The following is a 22,707-nucleotide window of genomic DNA, read 5'->3' on the forward strand; positions in this document are numbered from 1 at the left end:
GGGCCAACGCGCGCTCACTCGTGCCGGCCTGGTCCTTAACGCGCGCTCACCTGTGGCTGACTCGCCCCCAACGCGCACCCGCTTGCGGCACCTCAACGGCTGACGCTCCCGCACCGTTCCCCAAAAAACTTTGTTAAGCCCAAACGGTTGACAACTTTGTCATATGCGTCACCTGGTCTGTCAGTTAGCGTGACTATCTGGCTACGGTGGAATGGACTCCTGCCCGCGAGCAAAGGAAATTCCATGACACAGGCGCCAGGTCCCTCCGCCGTCCCCACTGCAGTCCACAGTCCACCCACACCAGGAAAAGACGGCAGGAAATTCCGGCGGCCGGATTTCCTCGGCCATCCCGGTGCCGACGTTCCGGCCTCACTGGTGGTCTTCCTCGTGGCCCTGCCGCTGTCCCTCGGCATCGCCGCAGCATCCGGGGCGCCCATCATGGCCGGGCTGATCGCCGCCGCCATCGGCGGCATCGTGGCCGGCAGCCTGGGCGGATCGCCGCTCCAGGTGAGCGGACCCGCGGCGGGGCTGACCGTCGTCGTGGCCGGGCTGGTCCAGGAGTTCGGCTGGCAGGCGACGTGCGCCATTACAGCGGCGGCCGGCGTCGTCCAGCTGCTGCTCGGCATCAGCCGCGTGGGGCGCGCCGCATTGGCCGTCTCTCCGGTGGTGGTGAAGGCGATGCTTGCCGGCATCGGCATCACCATCATCCTGCAGCAGATCCACGTGTGGCTGGGCTCCGAACCCGCCGGCTCGGCCCTGGAGAACCTGGGCGCGCTGCCGGCGGCCATCACCAACGTTGAGCTGCACGCAGCCCTGCTGGGGCTCACTGTCGTGGGCATCCTGCTGGGTTGGAAGTACCTTCCCGGCGCGGTGCGCCGCGTTCCGGGGCCGCTGGCCGCCGTCGTTGTCGGAACCGCACTGTCCGTAGCTTTCGCTCCAGGCGTCCAGCGCATCTCCTTCGAGGGGTCCATTTTCGACGCCGTTGCATTGCCGCAGCTGCCGGAGGGCAGCTGGCGTGCCGTCGCCTTCGCCGTCATTTCCATGGCCCTGATCGCCAGCATCGAATCACTGCTGTCCGCAGTCGCGGTAGACAAAATGCACACCGGCGCACGCACCAACCTGAACCGGGAGCTCGTGGGCCAGGGCGCGGCCAACATCCTGTCCGGCTCCCTCGGCGGGCTGCCGGTGACAGGCGTGATTGTCCGCAGTGCCACGAATGTGGAGGCCGGCGCCGCCAGCCGCGCCTCTGCCGTCCTGCATGGCATTTGGATCCTGGCGTTCTCGGCCATCTTCGCCGGACTGATCCAGCTGATCCCGCTTTCCGTCCTGGCCGGCCTGCTGGTGGTAATCGGCGCCCGCCTGATTAAGGTTGCCGATATCCGCACGAGCCTGCGGACCGGCGACCTCCTGATCTATGTGGTGACGCTGCTCTGCGTGGTGTTCCTGAACCTGCTCGAGGGCGTGATGATTGGCCTGGCGTTGGCCGCGGCCAGCGTGCTGTGGCGAGTGCTGCGGGCCGCAGTCCACGCTCACCGGCCCGTCTCGCCGTCGGACCCCTGGCGGATCACCATCGCCGGGTCCTGCAGCTTTTTCGCCCTGCCGCGGCTGAACCGGGTGCTGCACTCGGTTCCGGCGGGGGAGGATGTTGTGGTGGAGCTGAACGCGGATTACGTTGACCACGCCTTCCGCGAAGCCCTCATCGCCTGGCAGAAGCAGCACCAGGCCGCCGGTGGCAACGTCCGCCTGGAGGAACACGGAAACACCCTCTTCCGGGACGCCGCACACCGGACACCGCAGCGTCAGGAGGCCAGGGAACTTCCGCTTCCGCCCAGGACCTCCTGGCAGTCTGCCGGATCCCCGGGAGACGGGGCCGACCACGCACCCGTCGGGGATACCGGGGCGACGGGATCGCTCCTGCAGGGGATCAGCAAGTACCACCGGCGCTTCGCCGACCAGGTCCAGCCCCTCGTCCAGGACCTGGCGGACGCCCAGAACCCGGACACCCTGTTTGTTGCGTGCGTGGATTCCCGCGTGAACCCCAACCTGATTACCAGCAGTGGCCCCGGTGACCTGCTGACGCTGCGCAACATCGGCAATGTGGTGTGCCACGAGGGCCAGGACGCCTCGATCGACTCGGCGCTGTCTTTCGCGGTGAAGGCCCTCCACGTGGACTCGATCGTCATCGGCGGGCACTCCAACTGCGGCGCCATGAAAGCCCTGATCGCGGACGCCGAAGGAAACGGCATCGATTCGCTCGGCGCCGGATTTAATGCCTGGCTGAACCACGCGCGGCCCAGCTATCAGGAACTCGCGGACCATCCCGTAGCGTTGGCGGCTGAGGCCGCGGGCTACAACCGGGTGGACCAGCTGGCGATGGTCAATGTGGCCGTCCAGTTGCGCAAGCTGGAGTGCCATCCGGTGGTTGGCCCGGAACTGGCTGCAGGCCGGGTGCAGGCAACGGGCCTGTTCTACGACATCGCCACCGCCCGCGTTCTGCTGGTGGAGCCGGCGGGCATCCAGTTCCTTGATCCCGCGCAGGCAGCCGCGAAGGCTGCTGCCCCGGCGTTTTCCCGGTGACAGGAGCGATATCCATCTGCGGCTAATGCCACAGCGCCCCCGGTTCGAAGCGAACCGGGGGCGCTGTGTTGCTTGGACTTGTTACGCCAGCGGACTGGACCTGGCGAGATCCCAGGCGTTGGTGGACGCCACCATCAGCAGCGCCGCCCCGAGCATGTGGGCACCAACCAGTAGCGCCGGAATGCCGTTGTAGTACTGGGTGAATCCGATGACCGCCTGCAGAAGAGTCACGCCGAGGAGCCCCAAAACAGCGGTACGGAAGGGTCCCGGAATCCGGCGCAGGAATACCAGGACCAGAGCCACCAGGGTCCCGGCCGTCACCAGGTAGGCGGGCACGGCGTGGATGTGCGAAAACAAGTCCCAGTCCAGACCGTTGCGCGGAGCATCGGCGTCGCCGGCGTGCGGCCCGGCTCCGGTGACCACCACCCCAAGCATCACGGCAAGGGCGGAAAAGAGCGCGACGGCGGCCGTCACCGGACGCATGATCCCCGGCAAGGCATGGTGGCGGACGGCGGGGAATCGTCCGGTGCGGCCGTAGGCCCGGTTCACCAGCAGGGTGGCAAACACCACCAGCGCCATGGACACCAGGAAGTGCAGGCCCACCACCCACGGGTTGAGGTTGGTCAGGACGGTAATGCCGCCGATCACGGCCTGCGCCGGGATGCTGGCCAGCAGGCCCAGTGCCAGCAGGAAAAGGTCGCGGCGCTCCTTGCGAAGGTTCCACAAGTAGACCAGCATGAGCGCCGCTACGGCGGCGAGGGCGAACGTGAGGAGGCGGTTCCCGAATTCGATGAAACCGTGGAGGCCCATCTCCGGGGTGTTAACCAGTGACGTGTCGGTGCAGCGCGGCCACGTGGGGCAGCCCAGCCCGGATGCCGTCAGCCGGACCGCGCCGCCGGTCACCACCAGGAGGGTCTGCCCGATCAGCGAAGCAACGGCGAGGCGCCGCACCCGGACGTCTACGGTGCGGGGCAGCCGGGACGACAGGCGGTTAACGAACTGGGGAAGGCGTGACGCCGTGCTCACGGATATCTCAATTCCACTTGAACCAACGGATGGCAGCTGCTCCGGCGATGACCGTCCAGAGCAGCAGGATAAGGGCGGCGCCACCATTGAAGGTGCCACCAAGGAAAGCTTCGCGCAGGGATTCCCCCAGGGCGCCGGAGGGCAGGAAGTGAACCAATGACTGGGGACCGGCGGGCAGCCGCTCCGCCGGGATGACGATTCCGCCAAGGGCGCCCAGCAGGATCCACAGCAGGTTGGTGATGGCAAGGGTGGCTTCCGGGCGGACCGTTCCGGCCACCAGCAGGCCCAACGCCGTAAAGGCGGCGGCGCCCAGCGCCAGGAGGAGCAGCCCCGGGATCCACCCGGCAGGCTCGGGCCGCCAGCCCAGGGCAAAGGCCACGGCGCTGACGACGGCCACCTGCAGGCAGAGCACCGCCAGGACCGACAGGGCCTTGCCGGCGATCAGGCCGCCGCGGCCCAGCGGCGTGGTGGAAAGGAAGCGGAGCACGCCGTAGCGGCGGTCGAAGCCGGTGGCGATGCCCTGGCCGGTGAAGGCCGTGGACATTGCGCACAGGGCCAGGATTCCCGGGACGGCAACATCGACGCGGCTGCCCCCTATTCGGTCAAGGAAGGGCGTCACCGTCAGGCCAACCAAAGCCAGGAGCGGCAACACCACTGCCAGGATCAGCTGCTCGCCGTTGCGGAGCATGGCCAGGGCCTCGTATTTGCCCTGCAGCAGGACCCGCCGCAGCAGGGGGGCGGGTTGCTGGATTCCGGAGACGCCGCCGAGAGGGGCATTGCCTGCGGCCGGACCGGGCGCTGTCCCGTTCATCGGATGTCCTTTCCCGAGATGTCCAGAAAGACGTCTTCAAGGCTACGCGCCTGCAGGCTCATCGAAGCCGGCATGATGTTGTGCTCTTCCCACCAGCGGGCCAGGGCCGCGAGGTGGGCCGGGGTCAGGCTGCCCGTAACGGAGTAGCTCCCGGCGCGGGTCTCGGACACGGCAATGCCGTCCGGCAGGACGGCGTCGACATCCAATCCCGCCGCTGCCTCAAACTCGAGGGTACGGATGTGTTCGGCGCCCGCCTCCACTCCAGGATTGCGCTGGAGCAGTTCCTGGACGGTGCCCTCGGCGACGTTCCGGCCGCCGTCGATGATGTAAACATAGTCAGCCAGTCGCTGGGCGTCGTCCATCAGGTGGGTGGTGAGGATGATCCCCATTCCGGCGTCGCGCAGTTCGGCAATGAGGTCGAACACCAGCTGGCGGGACTGCGGGTCCAGGCCGGCGCTGGGCTCGTCCAGGAAGAGCACTTCCGGCCTGCCGATCAGCGCGGCGGCCAGGGCCAGGCGCTGCTTCTGCCCGCCGGAAAGGCGGCGGACGGTGGTGCGGCTGAAGGTATCGATGGCGAGCCGCTGAATGAGGTCGTCCACGGGCCACGGGTTTTGGTAGAGTCCGGCGATGTGCCGCAGTAAGGGAACGGGCCGGGACGACGGCGGCAGCCCGCCGTCCTGGAGCATCACACCGACGCGGGAGCGCAGGTCCGCCCCTGCCGCCGCCGGGTCCTGGCCAAGCAGTGAGATGGTGCCGCCGGAGCGCTTCTGGAGGCCCTGCGCGCACTCGAGAGTGGTGGTTTTTCCGGCGCCGTTGGCACCGAGCAATGCAGTCACTTGTCCGCGTTCAGCGACGAGGGAGACGCCGCTCACCACCCGGAGCATTTTTCCGTCCAGGCCGGCAAGCGGACCAACATCCTTAACTAGCCCGCTGATGGACAGAACCGGGGCTTGGGGGGATCGCACCCCAGTATTCTACGGGATGTAGTATTCTCCGCCGTCCTTTGAGCCGCTGCTGCATCCTGAAGCTGGCTGCCTGCTCAGGTCAGCCTGTCCTTACTGGAACGCGGGACTAAATTACGACACTATTGTGTTGTGTATTCCATGACCAACGCTACTGCTGTGCCCCTTGCCGGGCACGAGGCGCCGCTGGCTCCCGCTGACCGCGGCCGCCCGGCCGGCGGTCCTGTGGCTGACGCCGATGAGCGTACCCGGGACCGGGTCCTCTCCGCCGTTCTGGAGCACGGGCCTGTCAGCGCCGCCGAACTCGGTGAGCTGCTGGGCTTCACCCCGGCAGCCGTGCGGCGCCACCTGGACCACCTTTCGCGCGAAGGCGTGATCGAGGTCAAGCGCGTGGCCAAGTCCGGCGCCGGCGCGGGCCGGCCTGCCCGCCGCTACGTCCTGAGCTCGCAGGGCCAGTCGAGCCTGGGCAACGACTACCTCGATATCGCTGCCCTGGCCCTCCAGCAGCTCCAGAAAATGGCGGGCCCGGACGCTGTCCGAGCCTTCGCCGTTGAACGCTTTGCTGACATGGAGCGCCGGTACGCGCCGGAAATCGACAAGGCCGGGCCCGATGTGACTGACCGCGCCAGGGCTTTGGCCGAAGCACTGAGCCGCGACAACTTCGTTGCCAGCGCCGCCTCCATCGAAGCCAAGCCTCCGCTCCCGGCAGCACTGTCCAGCGTCCAGCTGTGCCAGGGCCACTGCCCCATCCAGCAGCTTGCCGCCCGGTTCCCCGTGTTCTGCGACGTGGAAACCGAAGTGTTCGCGAGGCTGGTGGGCGTGGACGTCCGCCGGCTCTCCACCCTGGCCCGCGGCGGGCACGTCTGCACCACCCACATACCTACAGGCAGGCTGTCTGTCCCGGTGCCCACAAGGCAGCCCGCAGCCCCCGCCAGCCTGCATGAAGTAAACAACCATCAGCAAGAAAGGCCGTGATGACGGACCAACTATCAGAGAAAGCAGTCGCCGAAAACACTGTGATCTCGGAGATTCTGGAAAAGAATCCCGAGCTCCACGGCATCGGCAACTACGAGTACGGCTGGGCTGACAAGAACGATGTCGGCGCCAACGCACGCCGTGGACTCAACGAAGAGGTTGTCCGGGATATCTCGGCCAAGAAGAGCGAGCCGGAGTGGATGCTGGACCTGCGCCTCAAGGGCCTGAAGTACTTCGACCGGAAGCCCATGCCCACGTGGGGTGCGGACCTGTCCGGCATCGACTTCGACAACATCAAGTACTTCGTCCGCTCCACCGAGAAGCAGGCAGCCACCTGGGAAGACCTGCCCGAGGACATCCGGAACACGTACGAGAAGCTGGGTATCCCGGAAGCTGAGCGCAGCCGCCTCGTCTCCGGCGTTGCCGCGCAGTACGAGTCCGAGGTTGTGTACCACCAGATCCGCGAGGACCTCGAAGCCCAGGGCGTCATCTTCCTGGACACCGACACCGCGCTCAAGGAACACCCGGAGATCTTCCAGGAATACTTCGGCACGGTCATCCCGGTGGGCGACAACAAGTTCGCCTCGCTGAACACCTCCGTCTGGTCCGGCGGCTCCTTCGTGTACGTCCCCAAGGGCGTCCACGTGGACATTCCGCTGCAGGCATACTTCCGTATCAACACGGAAAACATGGGCCAGTTCGAGCGCACCCTGATCATTGCCGACGAGGACTCCTACGTCCACTACATCGAAGGCTGCACCGCACCCATCTACACCTCGGACTCGCTGCACTCCGCCGTGGTGGAGATCGTCGTGAAGAAGGGCGCCCGCGTCCGGTACACCACCATCCAGAACTGGTCCAACAACGTGTACAACCTGGTGACCAAGCGCGCCATCTGCGAAGAGGGCGCCACCATGGAATGGGTCGATGGCAACATCGGTTCCAAGGTGACCATGAAGTACCCGGCCGTCTACCTCGTGGGCGAGCACGCCAAGGGCGAGACCCTGTCCATCGCGTTCGCCGGCGAAGGCCAGCACCAGGACACCGGCTCCAAGATGGTCCACATCGCGCCGAACACCAAGAGCTCCATCATCTCCAAGTCGGTGGCCCGCGGCGGCGGCCGTGCAGCCTACCGCGGCCTGGTCCAGGTCCGTGAAGGCGCCAAGCACTCCGCCAACACCGTCCGTTGTGACGCCCTGCTGGTGGACACCATCAGCCGCTCGGACACCTACCCGTACATCGACATCCGCGAGGACGACGTTGTCATGGGCCACGAGGCAACTGTTTCCCGGGTCAGCGAAGAGCAGCTCTTCTACCTGATGTCCCGCGGCATGCGCGAAGACGAGGCCATGGCGATGATCGTCCGCGGCTTCATCGAGCCGATTGCCCGCGAGCTCCCCATGGAGTACGCACTTGAGCTGAACCGCCTGATCGAACTGCAGATGGAAGGGTCCGTCGGATAACGATGACTGAAATCACTACTGAAAAGGCACGCATCGGCGCGCCCTCAGCCCAGCCGTTCATCGACGGCTTCACCGAAGAAGGCGAGAGCCTCTCACCCATCAACGCGGGCACCACCAAGGCACCGCTTGCCGGGGACTCCGCCAAGAGCCACTCCCACGGCGGCGGCGTCGGCATTCCGGACAGCTCACGCGCCGGACGCCTCACGTCCTACAAGCTGGCCGACTTCAAGCCGCTTACCGGCCTGGAGGAAGACTGGCGCTTTACCCCGCTCAAGCGCCTCCGCGGGCTGCACTCCGAGGTCCTGGCCGGCGCCGCACCCACCGTGGTGGTCAACGGCCCCGAGCAGGTCATCGTTGAAAGCGTTGGCCGCGACGACCAGCGCATCGGCACCGCCGGCATCCCCGAGGACCGGGTGTCCGCCAACGCCTGGGAGAACTTCGCCGGGGCCACCGTGGTGACCATCCCGTCCGAGTTCGAGGCGACAGCGGAAATCACCGTGGACATCGAGGGCACCTCCCTTGAGGCCGCAGCCCAGCACCTGGTGATCGTGGCTGAAAAGTTCTCCAAGGCCGTTGTTGTCCTGAACCACAAGGGCTCCGCCGTGGTGTCGGAAAACGTCGAGATCATCGTGGAAGACGGTGCCAGCCTGACGGTCATCACCCTCCAGGAATGGAACGACGACGCCGTCCACGCCTCCTCCCAGCAGGCTAAGATCGGCCGCGACGCCAAGCTCAAGCATGTGATGGTGAGCCTGGGCGGAGACCTCGTCCGCATCACGCCGTCGGCCCGCTTCACCGCCCCCGGCGGCGAGGCTGAGATGTTCGGCCTGTACTTCGCCGACGCCGGCCAGCACCTGGAACAGCGCCTCTTCGTGGACCACGCCGTGGCCAACTGCAAGTCCAATGTGCTCTACAAGGGCGCACTGCAGGGCCGCAACGCCCACGCAGTCTGGGTTGGCGACGTCCTGATCCGCAAGGAAGCTGAAGGCACCGACACCTACGAGGCCAACCGCAACCTGCTCCTCACCGACGGAGCCCGCGCCGACTCCGTGCCCAACCTCGAAATCGAGACCGGGCTGATCGAGGGTGCCGGCCACGCCAGCGCCACCGGCCGGATGGACGACGAGCACCTGTTCTACCTGATGGCACGCGGCATCCCCGAGGATGTTGCCCGCCGCCTGGTGGTCCGCGGCTTCCTGAACGAGATCATCCAGCAGATCAAGGTCCCCTCCATCGAGGAGCGGCTGACCGACGCTGTTGAGCGCGAACTCGCGCTGACGGACAACTAGAGGGCACGGAGCACGGTTTACAGATGACTGACCAGCCAAAGGGCGAGCTTGTCTGCAAGGTGGATGAAATCCAGCTGAAGCAGGCGCTGCGGATCCTGATCGACGACTACCCCGTGGCCATCGTCAAAGATTCCATGGGGGAGATCCATGCCATCGGCGATACCTGCTCGCACGCGGACATTTCACTGTCCGAGGGCGATGTGGAAGGCTGCGCGATTGAGTGCTGGGGCCACGGCTCCCAGTTTGACCTGCGCACCGGCGAACCGCTGCAGCTGCCGGCCTACGATCCCGTGCCCGTGTTCGCCGTCGAGATCCGGGGCGACGAAGTCTACGTGGACTTCACCACCGTCCTCAACGGCGCCGAAGCCCCCAACTTCAGCTAGCACCACAGAATTACGAACCAACTTCCAGACAGAGACCGCACCGCCGCCGCCAGGCACGGTGCAGAGGAGAACAAGACACATGTCTACTCTTGAGATCAAGGACCTGCACGTCAGCATTGAGACGGAACAGGGCAGCAAGGAAATCCTGAAGGGCGTCAGCCTGGTCATCCGGACCGGCGAAACCCACGCCATCATGGGCCCCAACGGCTCCGGCAAGTCCACGCTGGCTTCCACTATCGCCGGCCACCCGCGCTACAACGTGACCAGCGGCTCCATCACCCTCGACGGCGAAGACGTCCTGGAGATGAGCGTGGACGAGCGCGCCCGCGCCGGCGTCTTCCTGGCCATGCAGTACCCGGTGGAGGTCCCCGGCGTGAGCATGACCAACTTCCTGCGCACCGCCAAGACCGCCATCGACGGCGAAGCGCCCAAGCTGCGTACCTGGACCAAGGACGTCAAGGCCGCCATGGAACAGCTGCGGATCGACGCCGACTTCGCCCAGCGCAACGTCAACGAAGGCTTCTCCGGCGGCGAGAAGAAGCGCGTGGAGATCCTGCAGCTGGAACTCTTCAAGCCCAAGTTCGCCGTCCTGGACGAGACGGACTCCGGCCTGGACGTCGACGCACTGAAGGTTGTCTCCGAGGGCGTCAACCGTGCCCACGCCGACGGCAACATGGGCACGCTGCTCATCACCCACTACACCCGGATCCTCCGCTACATCAAGCCTGACTTCGTGCACGTGTTCGTGGACGGCCAGGTTGTTGAGGAAGGCGGCCCCGAGCTCGCCGACCGCCTGGAAGAAGAGGGCTACGACCGCTACGCCAAGGGCGCCGGCGCTGCCGCTGCACCCGCCGCGGCACAGGCCTAGTAAGGACTTTGCCATGACTGAAATCAATGCGTCCCGCACCAGCCTGGAGGACGTTGAGGAAGCGCTCAAGGATGTGATCGATCCTGAGCTCGGTGTCAACGTGGTGGACCTCGGCCTGCTGTACGGGCTGAAGTACTCCGACGACGACGGCGCGCTGCTGATCGACATGACCCTGACCACCGCGGCGTGCCCGCTCACCGATGTCCTCGAGGAGCAGGTGGGCAAGGCTTTGGACGGCGTGGTTGACGACTGGCGCCTCAACTGGGTCTGGATGCCGCCATGGGGTCCGGAACGGATCACCGACGACGGCAAGGACCAGATGCGGGCCCTCGGCTTCAACATCTGATCCCCACCGCCTCCCTGACCCCGCAAGCTCGGCCAGGGAGCCCCGCTTTTGTACGACGACGGCCGGTCAACTTCCCTGGCCGGTTCTAGCGGTCGTTGCAACACCCAGAATTTTTGGGAGTTGCAGCGACCGTGTCGTGTTTAGAGAAGGAGCCGGTAAGCCGGCGGAAGTACGCGCCTGAGCAAAAGACTAAGTTCTTTCAAGCCCTTGATCGTCTTGGCAGCGTCACTGCCGCAGCTTCGGAACTTGGACTGAATCGGGTGACTTGTTACCAGTGGTGCCGGAAGGCCGGCGTCCGGAACGAGCAGGCCGTCAGGATGCAATACACGCCAGAGCAGAAGGAAGAGTTCTTCACGGTCCTCCGGCGCGTGGAGAGCGTGACTCTGGCCGCTGCCGAACTTGGGTTGAACGTCAATACCTGCCACCGCTGGGCCTCGGAAGCGGGAATTGCCAGCAAAGCCCCAGGATCCGACCGACGGGAGAAATTCCTCAGGCTGCGTGAGATCGGAATGAGCCGAAGCGAAGCCATCACTGCCGTAGGCGTCAATCCCAAGACCGCCCGGGAGTGGGAACGCGGGATCCGGAAGTCCGGTGGGCGACGCATTTATCCGGATGGCCGGGTGGTCGATTACAAACGTGGTGTGAGCACTAAGACCTCTTCCACCGGCACACCAGGAGTGGTACCGGTCCAGGTAGCGGCGTTAGAGAAATCTATTGACCCGCGATACCTCAATGTTCAGGAACGGGAATTGATCCGGGATCTGCAGGCAACTGGCTCCTCGGTGAGGGCGATCGCCCGCACCATCGGCAGATCGCCTTCAACAGTCAGCCGCGAGCTGGCACGAAATACCGATCCTCTCCTGGGCTACTTGCCACACGGAGCGCATCGCAAGGCAGCTACCCGGCGGAGGCGGCCCAAGTCCGCCAAACTGGCCATTGAGTCGGGCCTGCGCAACTACGTGAAAGACAAGTTGCTCCTACGCTGGTCTCCAGAGCAGATCAGCCACACCCTGGTCGAAGAATTCCCCGACAGACCGGAGATGCGCGTGAGCACCGAGACCATTTATCAGGCCCTCTACCTCCAGTCTCGGGGCGGACTCAAACGCGAGGTCCAGGCAGCGCTACACCGGCCGGACCCGCCGTAAACCCCACCGCACGGACGAGCAGCGCACCCCCAGGTTCGTGGACCCGATGATCATGATTTCCGAACGGCCCCCTGAGATCGAGGACCGCGCGGTGCCCGGCCATTGGGAGGGCGACCTGATCACCGGGGCCCGGAACCAGTCCGCGATCGCGACCTTAGTCGAGCGCACCACCCGATACGTCATGCTCGTTCACCTGCCAAATGACCACACCGCCGAAACCGTCCGCGACGGCCTAATCAAAACCATGTCCGCCTTGCCGGAACACCTGCGAGGCTCCCTGACCTGGGATCAGGGAGCGGAAATGACAGCCCACAAATCCTTCACCCTCGCCACCGACATGCAGGTCTACTTCTGCGACCCGGCCAGCCCCTGGCAACGCGGCTCAAACGAAAACACCAACGGCCTGCTGCGCCAATACTTCCCCAAAGGAACCGACCTGTCCGCCTACGGGCCCGAAGACCTCGAACACGTCGCCCAGGAACTCAACGGCCGCCCACGCAAAACGCTCGGCTGGAAAACTCCAGCCGAGCGTCTACGTGATTTACTACTAACCACCTAACCAACAGGTGTTGCAACGACTCCTAGAAACCGCCCCTTTGGAAGGTGACCGGCCGTCGTCGTACTTAGAGTTGGGCCCGGGTCAGAGACTCGGCGCCGAGAAGGTGTCGCACTGGTTGATGTCGCCGGTCTGGTAGCCCTGGTAGAACCACCGCTGGCGCTGTTCACTGGAGCCGTGTGTCCAGCCCTCGGGGGAGACCCTGCCCGTGGCTGCCTGCTGGATCCGGTCGTCACCCACGGCTGAGGCTGCCGAGAGGGCGTCGTTGATATCCTGCTGCGTCAACGGCTCCAGGTACGGCTGCCCGGTGTCCGGGTTCGGAGTGGTGGACGCGTACTTTGCCCAGAGCCCCGCATAGCAGTCGGCCTGCAGCTCGGTGCGGACGGAGCCGGATTCGGGTCCCTGCGGATCCTGCTGGGCGCGGTCCAGGTTGCCGAGGACGTTTTGGATGTGGTGCCCGAACTCATGGGCCACCACATACTCCTGGGCGAGCGGGCCGCCTGAAGAGCCAAACCGGTCCACCAGCTCCTGGAAGAAGCCGGGATCAAAATAGGCCGTGGTGTCAGTGGGGCAGTAGAAGGGGCCCACCTCGGTGGTGGCCGACCCGCAGCCGGTGTTGGTTCCGCCGGTGAAAATAACGGCTTCCGGCCGCGGGTACTGCACGTTGTACTGCTGCAGGTAGCCGGGCCAGAAGGCGTTCAGGCTGTTCACGGTTCCGGTGATGCGGCAATCCACCCGGGCGTCTGCATCGGCGCCCGTGTCGCAGGCGGGTGCGGTGCCCTGGCTCTGTGGTTCCTGCGCCGCGCCGGTCAGCCCCTCCAGCAATTGCGGATTCACGCCCAGGAGCGTCGCGATCAACAGGATCAGGCCGCCGCCGATACCGCCTCCAACCAGCACTCCGCGGCCGCCGCCGCGCCGGTCCTGGACCTGTGATGGATCCAGCTGCACATTGTCGTTGAAGCTCATATTGTCACAATACCCGCGCGCCGGAAGTTCAAGCCGGGTGGGCCGGTAAAGTTGATCCGATGCCTTTCCTCAACCATATCCAGCGCTGGGCCGAAGAGCGCCCGCACGAGACCGCCGTCGTAGTGGCCGGTCAGCGGCTTACCTGGGCGGAGCTCCGCGACAGGGCCGCCGGCCTGGTCCCCGGGACCAAGGCTGTAACCTCCCTGTGCGAAGCCAACTCGGTGGGCTTCGCCGTGAAGTTCGCCGCCGCTGTGGCCGGCGGACGCCAGTGCGCCGTCCTTGATCCAGCCTGGCCTGCACCGCTGCAGGAGGACATCATGCGCCGCGTTGAGTCCTCAGCACAGCCGGCGGCTGTCTCCCCAGACGATGAACTGGCCGACGGCGGGCCGGAGGCCACCTTCCTGATCGGCCTAACGTCGGGCACCACCTCCGTCCCGAAAGCCTTCACACGGTCGCGGCGCTCCTGGCAGGAGTCCTTCGAGGCGTCGATCGAGTTTTTCGGGCTGGGCCAGGACGACGTGACGCTGGCCCCGGGCCCGCTGGCGGCAAGCCTGAACCTGTATGCACTGGCCGAGTGCCTGTACGCGGGTTCCGAATTCCAGACCCTCGAGTCATTCGACGTCGGTGCCGTGCATGCGGCCATCACACATGACAGGGTCACCCGGCTGGTGCTGGTGCCCACCATGCTGAGGATGCTCAGCGAACGCGGCATGGCAGGGTGCGTGGATGCGTCCGGGGTGCGCACCATCATCTGCGCGGGGTCGAAGCTGGACGCGCGGACCCTCGAAGCCGCCCGCCGTTGGGCCCCCAACGCCACCATTTACGAGTACTACGGCGCCTCCGAGCTGAGCTTCGTCTCGGGGATGGGACTGCCGGCCGGGGACATCGCGGAAGCGGGCAGGACAGGGATCGGGCGGCCATTCCCCGGCGCTGAGGTCCGCATCCTGAATGACGACGGCGACGCCCTTCCGGATGGAGCTGCAGGCAATATCTGCGTCCGCAGCGGGATGGTCAGCAACGGCTACCTGTGGGGCGACGACGGCCAGGCCCTCAGATCCTTGGACGGCTGGTTCACGGTGGGGGACCAGGGCTACCTCGAAGCCGGCGAACTGCATATCCTCGGCCGCCGCGCGGACATGATCCTCACGGCCGGCAAAAACGTGTATCCGCATGAGGTGGAACTGGCCCTGGCGGCCGTGCCCGGTGTGGCTGCCGCCATGGCCGCCGGGATGCCGGACGACTTGCGGGGCCAGCGGGTGGTGGCTGCGGTTGTTCCGTCCGCCGGTGCCGTTACCGCCACGCAGCTGAAGTCGGGGCTGGAGAATATCCTGGCCCGCGACAAGTGGCCACTCCAGTACTACGCCGTCACCGAACTTCCCACCTCGGACCGCGGCAAAGTCAGCCGGAACCTGTTGCTGGACTGGATCAGTGCCGGAGATCCCAGGATCCGCAGCCTTGGCGCCTGAGCTCCTTCCCCCGGACCGCCAGCCCGTCATCATCGCGGCACGGCGCACCCCTGTCTGCCGGACCAACGGGGCGTTGCGGACGCTTCGCGCCCATAGGCTCCTGGCGCCGGTGCTGCGGGAACTGGCGGCCCTTCCCGGAATCCGGCCGGCCGATGTTACCGATGTGGTGATCGGCAACGCCGTGGGCGGCGGCGGCAACGTGGCACGGCTCGCCCTGCTCGAAGCCGGGCTGCCGGTGAGCGTGCCGGGCCTCACGGTGGACCGGCAGTGTGGTTCCGGCCTGGACGCCATCGTCCTTGCCTCCGGGCTGGTGGCGGCGGGCGGCAATCCGCTGTACCTCGCCGGTGGGGTGGAGAGCACCAGCACCGCACCGCTGCGCGCCCATAGGAATGACGACGGCGGTCCGAAGTTTTACCGGCGTGCCCAGTTTGTGCCGGAAGGCTTCGGCGATCCGGACATGGGTGTGGCGGCAGAAACCGTGGCGCAGAATTTCGGCGTGGGCAGGGACCGACAGGATGGGTTCGCGCTGCTGAGCCACCAAAGGGCCCTGGCCGCAGCTGGCGCGGGCCACTTCGACGACGAACTGGTGGCACTGGAGACGGGTGCGGGACTGGTCTCCACGGATGACGGCCCCCGCAGTGGGCTAAATGCCGCGGTGATGGCGCGGTTCCCTGCCGCCTTCGTAGACGGGGGAACAGTCACCGCCGGAAACTCATGCTTCGATGCGGACGCTGCCTCCGCCGTCGTTATCACTTCCCTGAAACGGGCACGGGACCTCGGTGTGACGGACGGATTGCTGGTGCTCGGCAGCGGCACCGCCGGGGTGGAACCCGAGGTCCTCGGCATCGGTGCGGCCGCGGCGGCGCGCAGCGTGCTGGATGATGCGGGCGTGACCGTGGATGAGCTGGACCTGGTGGAATTCAACGAGGCGTTCGCGTCGCAGACGCTGGCGAGCCTGGATGAGCTGGGGATTGCTGCTGAGCGGGTTAACCTCGACGGTGGTGCGCTGGCTTTGGGGCACGCGTACGGTGCGTCGGGCGCTGTTTTGGTGACGCGGCTGTTTTCCCAGGCGCGCAGGAACGGAACGTCTGGAAGCCTCGCGCTTGCCATGATCAGCATCGCCGGCGGCATGGGTACGGCAGCGTTGTTGCGGTACGAGAGCTTTTAGCTTCCGGCGCTTCAGTCCTCTGCTTCGCCCAAACCGCGGGCGGCGAGTGCCTCGCCGGTCTGACGGGCGAAGGCCACGGACGTGATGAAGACGGGCAGGATCAGTGCGCGTGGATTGCGTTCCAGCCCGCGGGCGCGGGCGGAATCGCGGACGTCGGCGAAGGTGCCGGCGATGTACGGGATGCTGCGCAGCATGATGCCGATTGTGAGGGCGAACCGTTCCGGATCCGCCCCGATTCTCTTGAACGGAGTGGCGGCCTTGACCACGCCGTCCAGGAGTTTCTGCACCGGGGTGGTGGCGGTCAGCAGTGATGCCGCCACCACGCAGACCAGGATGTTCAGGACGATCCGCGCGGCTGTGGGTGCGCCGAGCTGCCACCACTGGAACAGTCCGATCACCAGCAGCACCGCGGCAAGCGGGCGGATGGCCCGCCAGAGCCTCTTGATGCCGGCACCGGTCAGCAGGAAGAGGCCGCAGAGCCCGGCGAGCACCGCCGTCGAGATACGCCAGTCCTGGATGATGAACGAGGCCAGGCCGCAGGCGAAGACCAGGAGGAACTTCACTGCCAGTGGGGTCCGGTGGACCAGGGAGTCCCCGGGGACGTAGTTGGCGAGGAGGAAGCCGTGGCCCCTCATCGGATGTCCTGCCCTTCGGCCTGGAGGCTGTGCAGGCACAGGGCGCGGTAGGCGGCCACGGCCCCGGCGGGGGTCCCGTCGAAAACCACCTTGCCTTGTTCGATGACCAGCACGCGGTCCATTTCCAGTGCAAGGTCAAGGTCGTGGGTGGACATGATGATCTGCTGGTCCAGTCCGGCAAGTGTCCGGCGGAGCAGCTCGCGGTTGCGCAGGTCCAGGAGGGTGGAGGGTTCGTCGAGCACCAGGATTTTGGGGTTCACCGCGAGCACGGCGGCGAGGGCCATCAGCTGCCGTTCGCCGCCGGAGAGCTCGTAGATGCTCTGATCGGCAAGGTGCAGGAGGTTGAGCCGCTGCAGCGCTGCGTCGGCCTGGTTCCGCCGCTCGGTGCCGTTCTTCACCGAGCGGCGAAGGGAGAGTTCCACGTCTTCCCGGCCGGTAGGCATAACGAGCTGCGACAGGGGATCGGTGAAGACGAAGCCGACGTGCCGCCTGACTTTACGCACGGCACGTACTGTGTCGTCGCCGTCGACCGTTACCATGCCCGAGGTTGGCTGGACGAGGCCGTTGACCAGGCGCAGCAGCGTCGATTTCCCCGAGCCGTTGGCACCGATGATGCCAACGCGCCTTTCCGTGAGGTCGAGGGTGACCGCGTCAAGCAGAATTTTCGGCTCGGGGGAGTGGTCCGTTTCGACGGCGACTGTCGCCTGGTCAAAGGTCACTGCGGGCATGCCGGCTGGTCCTAGGCTTTGGTGGTGGTGGTGGTGGTGCTGCGGCGGACGCGGCGGACCAGGATGTCCGGGAAGGCACGGTGGAGGGCGACCGCGATAACAGCGGCGAGGATGTTCTTGATGATGTCGCCGGGGTAGAAGATCAGGTCGCTCAGGAAGGCCTGGCCCAGGGTGGACTTGGTGTTCAGGGCGATGCCTGCGACGCCAAGGGAGTGCACCACTACGATGCTGGTGACCATGGCGGCGAGGAAGAGCCACAGGGCGCGGGCCTTGGTGGTCCGGCGGATCACTAAGGTGGCGAGCCAGCCCACTATCAGTGCGGCGATGGGGAAGGCGATGATGTAGCCGGCGGAGGGGCCGGCCAGGATGCCCAGGCCGCTGCGGCCCTGGCTGAAGATGGGGAGCCCGGCAAGGCCGAGCAGGGTGTACAGGCCGACGGCGGCGAAGCCTCTGCCGGGGCCGAGGACCAGGCCGGTGAGCATCACTGCGAGGGTCTGGAAGGTGATGGGGACGCCGAAGCCATTGACGGCCAATCCGGGCACCAGCGCTGCGCCGGCGACGAGGGCGGCGAAGACGGCGATCAGGCCGAGGTCGGTGGCGTTCCAGCGGCGCCTGGTTTTGGGGCTGTTGGTGACGGCTGTGCCGGTGTTGCTCATGATGGTCCTGTCGGGGTTGTACAAGCGGAATCCAATGTACTGCCGACGTTACCGGGGTTGTACCACCCCCATTTTGTAGGAGGCCTACGAAAGCAGGGCCCGAAGAATGAGGGCTGGGCACAAACCGGTTCAAAGTCCGTACACCGTTTCATGGGGTTTCCATGAACGGCATCACTTTCAGGGGTCCCCTTGTCAGGGTGGATTCACTGACCCGTAATTGTGAGTGTCTCCACCGGAGTGACACACGAGGCCCGCTCAAGCTTCCCGGCTCCTTCTGCACGGTTGTTCCGGCCGGTATCGTCGCACCAGTCAATGTTGTCCGGGAAGGCGGTCACCTCCGCTTCTCCAACCGCTGTTTCGACGGAAACAGTGAAGGTGTACGTGAATTGCCCCGCATCTGTCATTGGAGCCGTTGTACTGACTACTGTGGCGCCATTTTCATCGGTGACATTCACCTGGATCCGGGCATTGGCGCCATACCGCGGGTTGCAGTTCGACCCCGGCGCTGAAACTGTTACGGCTTCTCCCCGTTTTGCGCTTGTTGGACTCAGCGAATAGGAAGGTGGAAGACACTGAAACTCTTCCCTGGACAAAGCTTGTACAGGCCTCCGTCCTCCGGATGTTCTTGATTCAGATACCGAGGACGCGACGCTTGGCCGCATCGAATTCCTCGACAGTGAGAGCGCCCTGCGAGTAGAGGTCTGCCAGGAGCGCAAGCTCCGAAGCTACGGACTCTGTCGCGGTTTCCACATGCAGGCTCTTGATGCGACGCTTTCCTGTCCGGCCCGGAGCGGAGACAAGTCTTGTTCTGTTTCTGGCAGACAGGTGCAAAACGAGCACGATGGCACCGAGAACCGCTACAGCGATTCCGAGGGGGATGGACAAGTAGGTATGCGAGGCGGTGCCTATGATCGCGATTGCAGCTCCGGCACCTGCCAGCGAGACACCAGTTACCCATCGTGCTGTCTCGCGCAGAGGGCGTCTCCCTCCGAACTCCCAGAAATACGCGCCGGCATCGCGGCGAACGGCATGATCATTCATGTGATGAAGAATAGACCCGGGCCTGCTCCTTGAACATTGCCTTGCAGCAGGACTTTCCCGGCTGACACGATTGCTGGCCGTCCCGGGGCAGCCAGTGACGGCAGTAGCAATAAGGAACGAAACCAAGGACCGACAGATCCCAGAGTGGGCAGGATTAGTTCGTGACGAGCCTGCATCTTGACCGCCGGCCCCCGAGCGAGCGGAAGCACCGCCGCGTGGAACCAGCAGCCTGCCTTGGCAGCGGCGAAACCTTTTGACACCGCCCAGGCCCTAGTCCCCAAGCAATACTTGCCGGGCGCCTGTCAGCCCTGGGCCTGCGGCAGCACCAGCAGGTAACCGGCCGGCAGGTCGCTGCTCCAGCGCCGGGGTTCGCGCACAACGAACTGCGTTGCGAGCTGCTCCGGAGTGAGCAGGCTGTTGGGTTCGGGCGAAGGCCCCCACTGCCCGCTGCCGTGGGGGTACAGGGGGTCCTGGACGCGGATGCCCGTCACGGAAAACTCCTCGAACCGGGTAGGATCGCCCACCGACTCGAAGCCACTCATCACCCACGCGTGACGGCCGCTCCACATGACCAGCCCAACAGGACGGCCCGTCTCGGTCATCGCCCGCGCCGCCGTCTGAAGTGCGCCACCATAGTCGGCGATGCTCACCACGGTGTACGGTCCCATCCCCACCTCGGTGAGGACCTGGGCCCAACCGAACGGGTTGGCACCGTTGAACGAGTTCGAGGACCGGGCCCGGGCCATGTCCCAAAGCTCACCCTGCTGACCGGAATCAGTCCAGCCTCCGCCCCCGGTGTCGTCCACGAGGTTATGCGCGATCTGGATGCTCGCGGCAACACACCAGTCGAAGGTGTACTGGGGGACGAAGTCGCCTTCCTGGTAAAGGTCGACGGCGAACGGCTGGGGGACCGGGGGTGGCGTGGGAACCGGTGTCGAAGTGGATGACGGTGCCTGCTGGGGAGCCGCGGCGGCCGGCAACTCCACCCTGGGCTGCTCGGTAACGGCGTCGTCGAGGCCAACCGTGGGAGTGCAGCCCGCGATGAAGCCCGCCAGGGCAATGAGCCAGGCCAGAAGACGGGTACGGGCACCGATCATGATCGGCCCAGTTTACCGTCGGGTGGATGGCCTTAGAAGGCGTAGCGGATACGGCAGTAAGGGGCGATCTGCTCGATGAGGGCGGTCAGCTGCCTGACGTAGCGGGCCTTGGTTCCCGCACGGTAGCGGACGTTGCTGAAGCCGTTGGATGAGACCTTTGATTCCTGGAGGTCCGGACGCCACAGGACCTGCTCGGCCTGCGGATGCCAGCCCAGGTTAACCTCGTGGAGCCGCTCGTTGTGGGTCAGGAAGATGACCTCGGCAGCGAGTTGGGCCTTTGCAGCGGGTGAAAGGGTGGCGTCGAGGTGCCGCAGCAGCTCCTCCCAGTCCTGTAACCACGTGTCGGTGATGACCACCGGGGAGAAGTTCACGTGCACTTCGTACCCGGCGTCGACGAAGTGGTTGATGGCAGCCATGCGTTCAGCCACCGGCGAGGTCCGAACGTCAATCGATTTCGCCAGATCCGCCGGCATGAGGGAGAACCGGATCCTGGTGTGGCCGCCGTGGTCCCAATCGAGCATGGCGGGATTCACGTACTTGGTGGCAAAGGACAGCTTGGCGGTGGGGATGTCACGGAAAAGCGTGACAAGATCCTCCACGTTGTTGCTGATCAGTGCGTCGACCGAACAGTCACTGTTTTCACCGATGTCGTACACCCAGAGTTCCGGGTCGCACTGGTTGGGTTCGAGCTTGATGCCCTGGCGAGTGACGTGCCGTTCAAGCGTTCCGGCAATCTGGTCGATGTTCGCGAACACGGTCACAGGGTTGCTGTACCCCTTGTGCCGGGGAACGTAGCAGTAGGCGCAGGCCATGGCGCAGCCGTTGGCAGTGGACGGCGCGATAAAATCAGCAGAGCGGCCGTTCGGCTTGACGGCCAGTGCCTTCTTGACGCCGAGGACCAGCGCCTCGGTCTTGATCCGCGACCAGCGGGGCACGTTCGTTTCATCGCCGTGCACCTCCGGGATGTTCCAGTGGTTCTCGACGGGGATGACCTCGGCCTCCGGCCAGCGCTCGATGATCTCCTTGCCTCTCGGAAGCTCCAGCGCCGCAGCCTGCGCATAGATGCGCCGGATCTGCAGCAGCCTGTCGAATTCCATGGCTACATTCTCCCAAGCCGGCAAAGTGGTCTCCACCCGTTAAGCCCACGGCCTATTCGCGGCGTTCTTCCCTCACCGGTTTCAGGTGCTCAGGCGCTCCTCGGGCGGAAAGAGCGGGAAAAGTGCAGGTGAACTCGCCGCGGTACCCGAAGAGAAATCCGAGGAAGGGGTTCCGCACCTGCATCTGGATGGTGAAAACTCCGCGAGCATCATCGAAGTTCTCGTACAGGTCGGCCGTGCCGGTGAGGGCGGCCGGAAATTCGAAGGAGGCGAACCCTTCGTAGAACCGCTGGACCCCTGTTTGCAGGTGGAGAGAACCATCAGGCAGAACTTCCAGGGCGAGGTCGGTCGCCAGGTGCTGGTGGGTGCCCAGGTAGTCGACAATGGCGCCCCTTCGTTGACTGTGCACCATGGTGGCATCGAATCGCCGCCGCTTGGATCCGGTGAGTTCCAGTGTCCTCACGAATGTGACGGTGGGACGGCCAAAACCGTCGATGTAGGGGTAATTCTCTATCGTGAACGGAATGTCCTGGCCTTGGTCGGGAAAGAGGATGTTGCGGAAGGCCCCTGTCTTCAGAAATGGGACTGTCCACCAGGCACCACGGCGGACTTCGGAGAACACGCCGCGGCCCACGCAGGCGTAACCGGCCGCAGTGTCAACGCCGAAGCGTTGCTGCAGCATGGGGTGCAGCCTCCGGAAATCGTCTCCCAGGGCCAATTCGAAAATCGACGGCACGGCTACCTCCGCCCCTGGGCTTGGCCAGTACCGGGCGACGCAGGGGCGTCCAACCCGGCAAGAGCGGAGGGTGCCCGCCCGGAGCGTTCGTCGGGCGCTCGCCGCAAACAACGCCCCGCCCGGGGCACTGTTCGGTGGGCCGGAACAAGCCAGGGAACCAGGGCTGCCGCAAAGGCTGTGATTCCGCCGCCTGGGCTTTGCGCTTCAACCGCACGCCGCAGGAGCAGACAAGCCATCAGCGTGGCTGTCACCCGTGCCGCGGCGTCCATGAACCAGCGGTTCCGGGAGACCTTCGGATCGAGACCCACCTCCGCCCACAACCGCAGGCGGTCAAAACTTATGGCTGTAGCCCAACCAAGGGCCGGCCGGAACAACCAGGAGTCCAACAGCCTTCCGGCAGCTCCCATCCCTGGCGAATAGTTGTAGCCCGTGATGAACCGAAGGCCGTGCTCTGCAGGGATGTACCGCCAGTACCCGGAACCCCGCCCGATCGGCGACAACATGTCAGCTGTGTCGAACTTCAGCACGGAGGTGGCCTGCCCATCTGACCGGTGCCGGTGCCCTAGAGAGGTTCCTGTGCCGTGAATGACGTGGAACGGAAGGCGGAACTCATAGCGGAAATGGAGGAGCCCCTGATGGTTCACCCCTGTGGGAATAATCCGGGTGAACCGCAGATCCCACCTCGCATGCAGTGAGGTATCTTGGCTGAGCTGCCA

General features: G+C 65.4%; 20 protein-coding genes and 1 pseudogene. 10 read left to right on the forward strand and 11 right to left on the reverse strand.

From position 1 onward, the window contains the following. The first annotated feature begins 243 nt into the window (after positions 1–243). Positions 244–2,577: a SulP family inorganic anion transporter gene (locus BACI348_RS10520; protein ID WP_159825580.1), complete on the forward strand. Its 2,334-nt coding sequence runs from the start codon at positions 244–246 to the stop codon at positions 2,575–2,577. A gap of 81 nt (positions 2,578–2,658) precedes the next feature. Here BACI348_RS10520 and BACI348_RS10525 read toward each other — a convergent pair whose 3' ends face one another. Genes BACI348_RS10525 through BACI348_RS10535 form a run of 3 tightly spaced genes read right to left on the reverse strand, consistent with a single transcriptional unit; the run spans position 2,659 to position 5,379 of the window. Next, positions 2,659–3,603 carry a COX15/CtaA family protein gene (locus BACI348_RS10525; RefSeq protein WP_159825582.1) on the reverse strand — a complete coding sequence of 315 codons (945 nt, stop codon included), beginning with the start codon at positions 3,601–3,603 and terminating at the stop codon, positions 2,659–2,661. A 7-nt stretch (positions 3,604–3,610) separates the two neighbouring features. After that, on the reverse strand, positions 3,611–4,414 hold the full coding sequence (locus BACI348_RS10530) for an ABC transporter permease (protein ID WP_236557522.1): 804 nt from the start codon (positions 4,412–4,414) through the stop codon (positions 3,611–3,613). Further along, the gene (locus BACI348_RS10535; RefSeq protein WP_159825584.1) at positions 4,411–5,379 is read right to left on the reverse strand and encodes an ABC transporter ATP-binding protein; all 969 of its coding nucleotides are present in this window, start codon (positions 5,377–5,379) and stop codon (positions 4,411–4,413) included. The genes BACI348_RS10530 and BACI348_RS10535 overlap by 4 nt, the downstream gene beginning before the upstream one ends. 138 nt (positions 5,380–5,517) lie before the next feature. Here BACI348_RS10535 and BACI348_RS10540 point away from each other — a divergent pair, with 138 nt between their 5' ends. The 7 genes and pseudogenes from BACI348_RS10540 (at position 5,518) to BACI348_RS10570 (ending at position 12,404) form a co-directional block, all read left to right on the forward strand. Continuing rightward, positions 5,518–6,351 (forward strand): helix-turn-helix transcriptional regulator, encoded by an 834-nt coding sequence (locus BACI348_RS10540; RefSeq protein ID WP_159825586.1) that lies wholly within the window; start codon positions 5,518–5,520, stop codon positions 6,349–6,351. Further along, positions 6,351–7,814 carry a Fe-S cluster assembly protein SufB gene (sufB, locus tag BACI348_RS10545; protein WP_159825588.1) on the forward strand — a complete coding sequence of 488 codons (1,464 nt, stop codon included), beginning with the start codon at positions 6,351–6,353 and terminating at the stop codon, positions 7,812–7,814. Before BACI348_RS10540 ends, sufB begins: the two co-directional genes overlap by 1 nt. 2 nt (positions 7,815–7,816) lie before the next feature. Further along, a complete protein-coding gene (gene sufD, locus BACI348_RS10550; RefSeq protein WP_159825590.1) occupies positions 7,817–9,103 on the forward strand; it encodes a Fe-S cluster assembly protein SufD in 1,287 nt (428 codons plus the stop codon). A 23-nt stretch (positions 9,104–9,126) separates the two neighbouring features. Then, complete coding sequence (locus BACI348_RS10555) at positions 9,127–9,486, forward strand: non-heme iron oxygenase ferredoxin subunit (protein ID WP_159825592.1); 360 nt, start codon at positions 9,127–9,129, stop codon at positions 9,484–9,486. Between the two features lie 79 nt (positions 9,487–9,565). Then, entirely contained in the window at positions 9,566–10,354 is a 789-nt protein-coding gene (sufC, locus tag BACI348_RS10560; protein WP_159825594.1) for a Fe-S cluster assembly ATPase SufC, read from the forward strand. 13 nt (positions 10,355–10,367) lie between these two features. Further along, positions 10,368–10,700: a metal-sulfur cluster assembly factor gene (locus BACI348_RS10565; RefSeq protein ID WP_091418789.1), complete on the forward strand. Its 333-nt coding sequence runs from the start codon at positions 10,368–10,370 to the stop codon at positions 10,698–10,700. Positions 10,701–11,209: 509 nt separating this feature from the next. Continuing rightward, positions 11,210–12,404: pseudogene (locus BACI348_RS10570) on the forward strand (IS30 family transposase). Positions 12,405–12,485: 81 nt separating this feature from the next. Here BACI348_RS10570 and ypfJ read toward each other — a convergent pair. Next, positions 12,486–13,367: a KPN_02809 family neutral zinc metallopeptidase gene (ypfJ, locus tag BACI348_RS10575; protein ID WP_159825596.1), complete on the reverse strand. Its 882-nt coding sequence runs from the start codon at positions 13,365–13,367 to the stop codon at positions 12,486–12,488. A 59-nt stretch (positions 13,368–13,426) separates the two neighbouring features. Here ypfJ and BACI348_RS10580 point away from each other — a divergent pair, with 59 nt between their 5' ends. After that, positions 13,427–14,833, forward strand: a complete 1,407-nt coding sequence (locus BACI348_RS10580) for a class I adenylate-forming enzyme family protein (RefSeq protein ID WP_159825598.1) — start codon at positions 13,427–13,429, stop codon at positions 14,831–14,833. Further along, the gene (locus BACI348_RS10585) at positions 14,823–16,001 is read left to right on the forward strand and encodes a thiolase family protein (protein WP_159825600.1); all 1,179 of its coding nucleotides are present in this window, start codon (positions 14,823–14,825) and stop codon (positions 15,999–16,001) included. Before BACI348_RS10580 ends, BACI348_RS10585 begins: the two co-directional genes overlap by 11 nt. Before the next feature lie 11 nt (positions 16,002–16,012). Here BACI348_RS10585 and BACI348_RS10590 read toward each other — a convergent pair whose 3' ends face one another. The 7 genes from BACI348_RS10590 to BACI348_RS10620 form a co-directional block, all read right to left on the reverse strand. Further along, on the reverse strand, positions 16,013–16,636 hold the full coding sequence (locus BACI348_RS10590; RefSeq protein ID WP_159825602.1) for an energy-coupling factor transporter transmembrane component T family protein: 624 nt from the start codon (positions 16,634–16,636) through the stop codon (positions 16,013–16,015). After that, complete coding sequence (locus BACI348_RS10595) at positions 16,633–17,364, reverse strand: energy-coupling factor ABC transporter ATP-binding protein (protein ID WP_159825604.1); 732 nt, start codon at positions 17,362–17,364, stop codon at positions 16,633–16,635. The genes BACI348_RS10590 and BACI348_RS10595 overlap by 4 nt, the downstream gene beginning before the upstream one ends. 11 nt (positions 17,365–17,375) lie before the next feature. Further along, on the reverse strand, positions 17,376–18,020 hold the full coding sequence (locus BACI348_RS10600) for a biotin transporter BioY (RefSeq protein WP_159825606.1): 645 nt from the start codon (positions 18,018–18,020) through the stop codon (positions 17,376–17,378). A gap of 630 nt (positions 18,021–18,650) precedes the next feature. Further along, positions 18,651–19,061 (reverse strand): SHOCT domain-containing protein, encoded by a 411-nt coding sequence (locus tag BACI348_RS10605; protein WP_159825608.1) that lies wholly within the window; start codon positions 19,059–19,061, stop codon positions 18,651–18,653. Between the two features lie 302 nt (positions 19,062–19,363). After that, a complete protein-coding gene (locus BACI348_RS10610) occupies positions 19,364–20,158 on the reverse strand; it encodes a hypothetical protein (protein WP_159825610.1) in 795 nt (264 codons plus the stop codon). 32 nt (positions 20,159–20,190) lie between these two features. Beyond that, positions 20,191–21,255 (reverse strand): spore photoproduct lyase family protein, encoded by a 1,065-nt coding sequence (locus BACI348_RS10615; RefSeq protein WP_159825612.1) that lies wholly within the window; start codon positions 21,253–21,255, stop codon positions 20,191–20,193. Between the two features lie 52 nt (positions 21,256–21,307). After that, positions 21,308–21,937: a DUF4166 domain-containing protein gene (locus BACI348_RS10620; protein ID WP_236557523.1), complete on the reverse strand. Its 630-nt coding sequence runs from the start codon at positions 21,935–21,937 to the stop codon at positions 21,308–21,310. Positions 21,938–22,707: the final 770 nt, after the last annotated feature.

This window comes from Arthrobacter sp. 9AX (assembly GCF_902506095.1).
In the GTDB taxonomy this organism is placed as follows: domain Bacteria; phylum Actinomycetota; class Actinomycetes; order Actinomycetales; family Micrococcaceae; genus Arthrobacter.

Bases quoted from the DNA above. Each gene is read 5' to 3' on its own strand.
- BACI348_RS10595 (WP_159825604.1), bottom strand. From the start codon at position 17,364: ATGCCCGCAGTGACCTTTGACCAGGCGACAGTCGCCGTCGAAACGGAC.
- BACI348_RS10565 (WP_091418789.1), top strand. From the start codon at position 10,368: ATGACTGAAATCAATGCGTCCCGCACCAGCCTGGAGGACGTTGAGGAA.
- BACI348_RS10555 (WP_159825592.1), top strand. From the start codon at position 9,127: ATGACTGACCAGCCAAAGGGCGAGCTTGTCTGCAAGGTGGATGAAATC.
- sufD (WP_159825590.1), top strand. From the start codon at position 7,817: ATGACTGAAATCACTACTGAAAAGGCACGCATCGGCGCGCCCTCAGCC.
- BACI348_RS10615 (WP_159825612.1), bottom strand. From the start codon at position 21,255: ATGGAATTCGACAGGCTGCTGCAGATCCGGCGCATCTATGCGCAGGCT.
- BACI348_RS10605 (WP_159825608.1), bottom strand. From the start codon at position 19,061: ATGAATGATCATGCCGTTCGCCGCGATGCCGGCGCGTATTTCTGGGAG.
- BACI348_RS10540 (WP_159825586.1), top strand. From the start codon at position 5,518: ATGACCAACGCTACTGCTGTGCCCCTTGCCGGGCACGAGGCGCCGCTG.
- BACI348_RS10590 (WP_159825602.1), bottom strand. From the start codon at position 16,636: ATGAGGGGCCACGGCTTCCTCCTCGCCAACTACGTCCCCGGGGACTCC.
- BACI348_RS10620 (WP_236557523.1), bottom strand. From the start codon at position 21,937: ATGCTGCAGCAACGCTTCGGCGTTGACACTGCGGCCGGTTACGCCTGC.
- BACI348_RS10530 (WP_236557522.1), bottom strand. From the start codon at position 4,414: ATGAACGGGACAGCGCCCGGTCCGGCCGCAGGCAATGCCCCTCTCGGC.
- ypfJ (WP_159825596.1), bottom strand. From the start codon at position 13,367: ATGAGCTTCAACGACAATGTGCAGCTGGATCCATCACAGGTCCAGGAC.
- BACI348_RS10600 (WP_159825606.1), bottom strand. From the start codon at position 18,020: ATGAGCAACACCGGCACAGCCGTCACCAACAGCCCCAAAACCAGGCGC.
- BACI348_RS10580 (WP_159825598.1), top strand. From the start codon at position 13,427: ATGCCTTTCCTCAACCATATCCAGCGCTGGGCCGAAGAGCGCCCGCAC.
- sufC (WP_159825594.1), top strand. From the start codon at position 9,566: ATGTCTACTCTTGAGATCAAGGACCTGCACGTCAGCATTGAGACGGAA.
- sufB (WP_159825588.1), top strand. From the start codon at position 6,351: ATGACGGACCAACTATCAGAGAAAGCAGTCGCCGAAAACACTGTGATC.
- BACI348_RS10610 (WP_159825610.1), bottom strand. From the start codon at position 20,158: ATGATCGGTGCCCGTACCCGTCTTCTGGCCTGGCTCATTGCCCTGGCG.
- BACI348_RS10520 (WP_159825580.1), top strand. From the start codon at position 244: ATGACACAGGCGCCAGGTCCCTCCGCCGTCCCCACTGCAGTCCACAGT.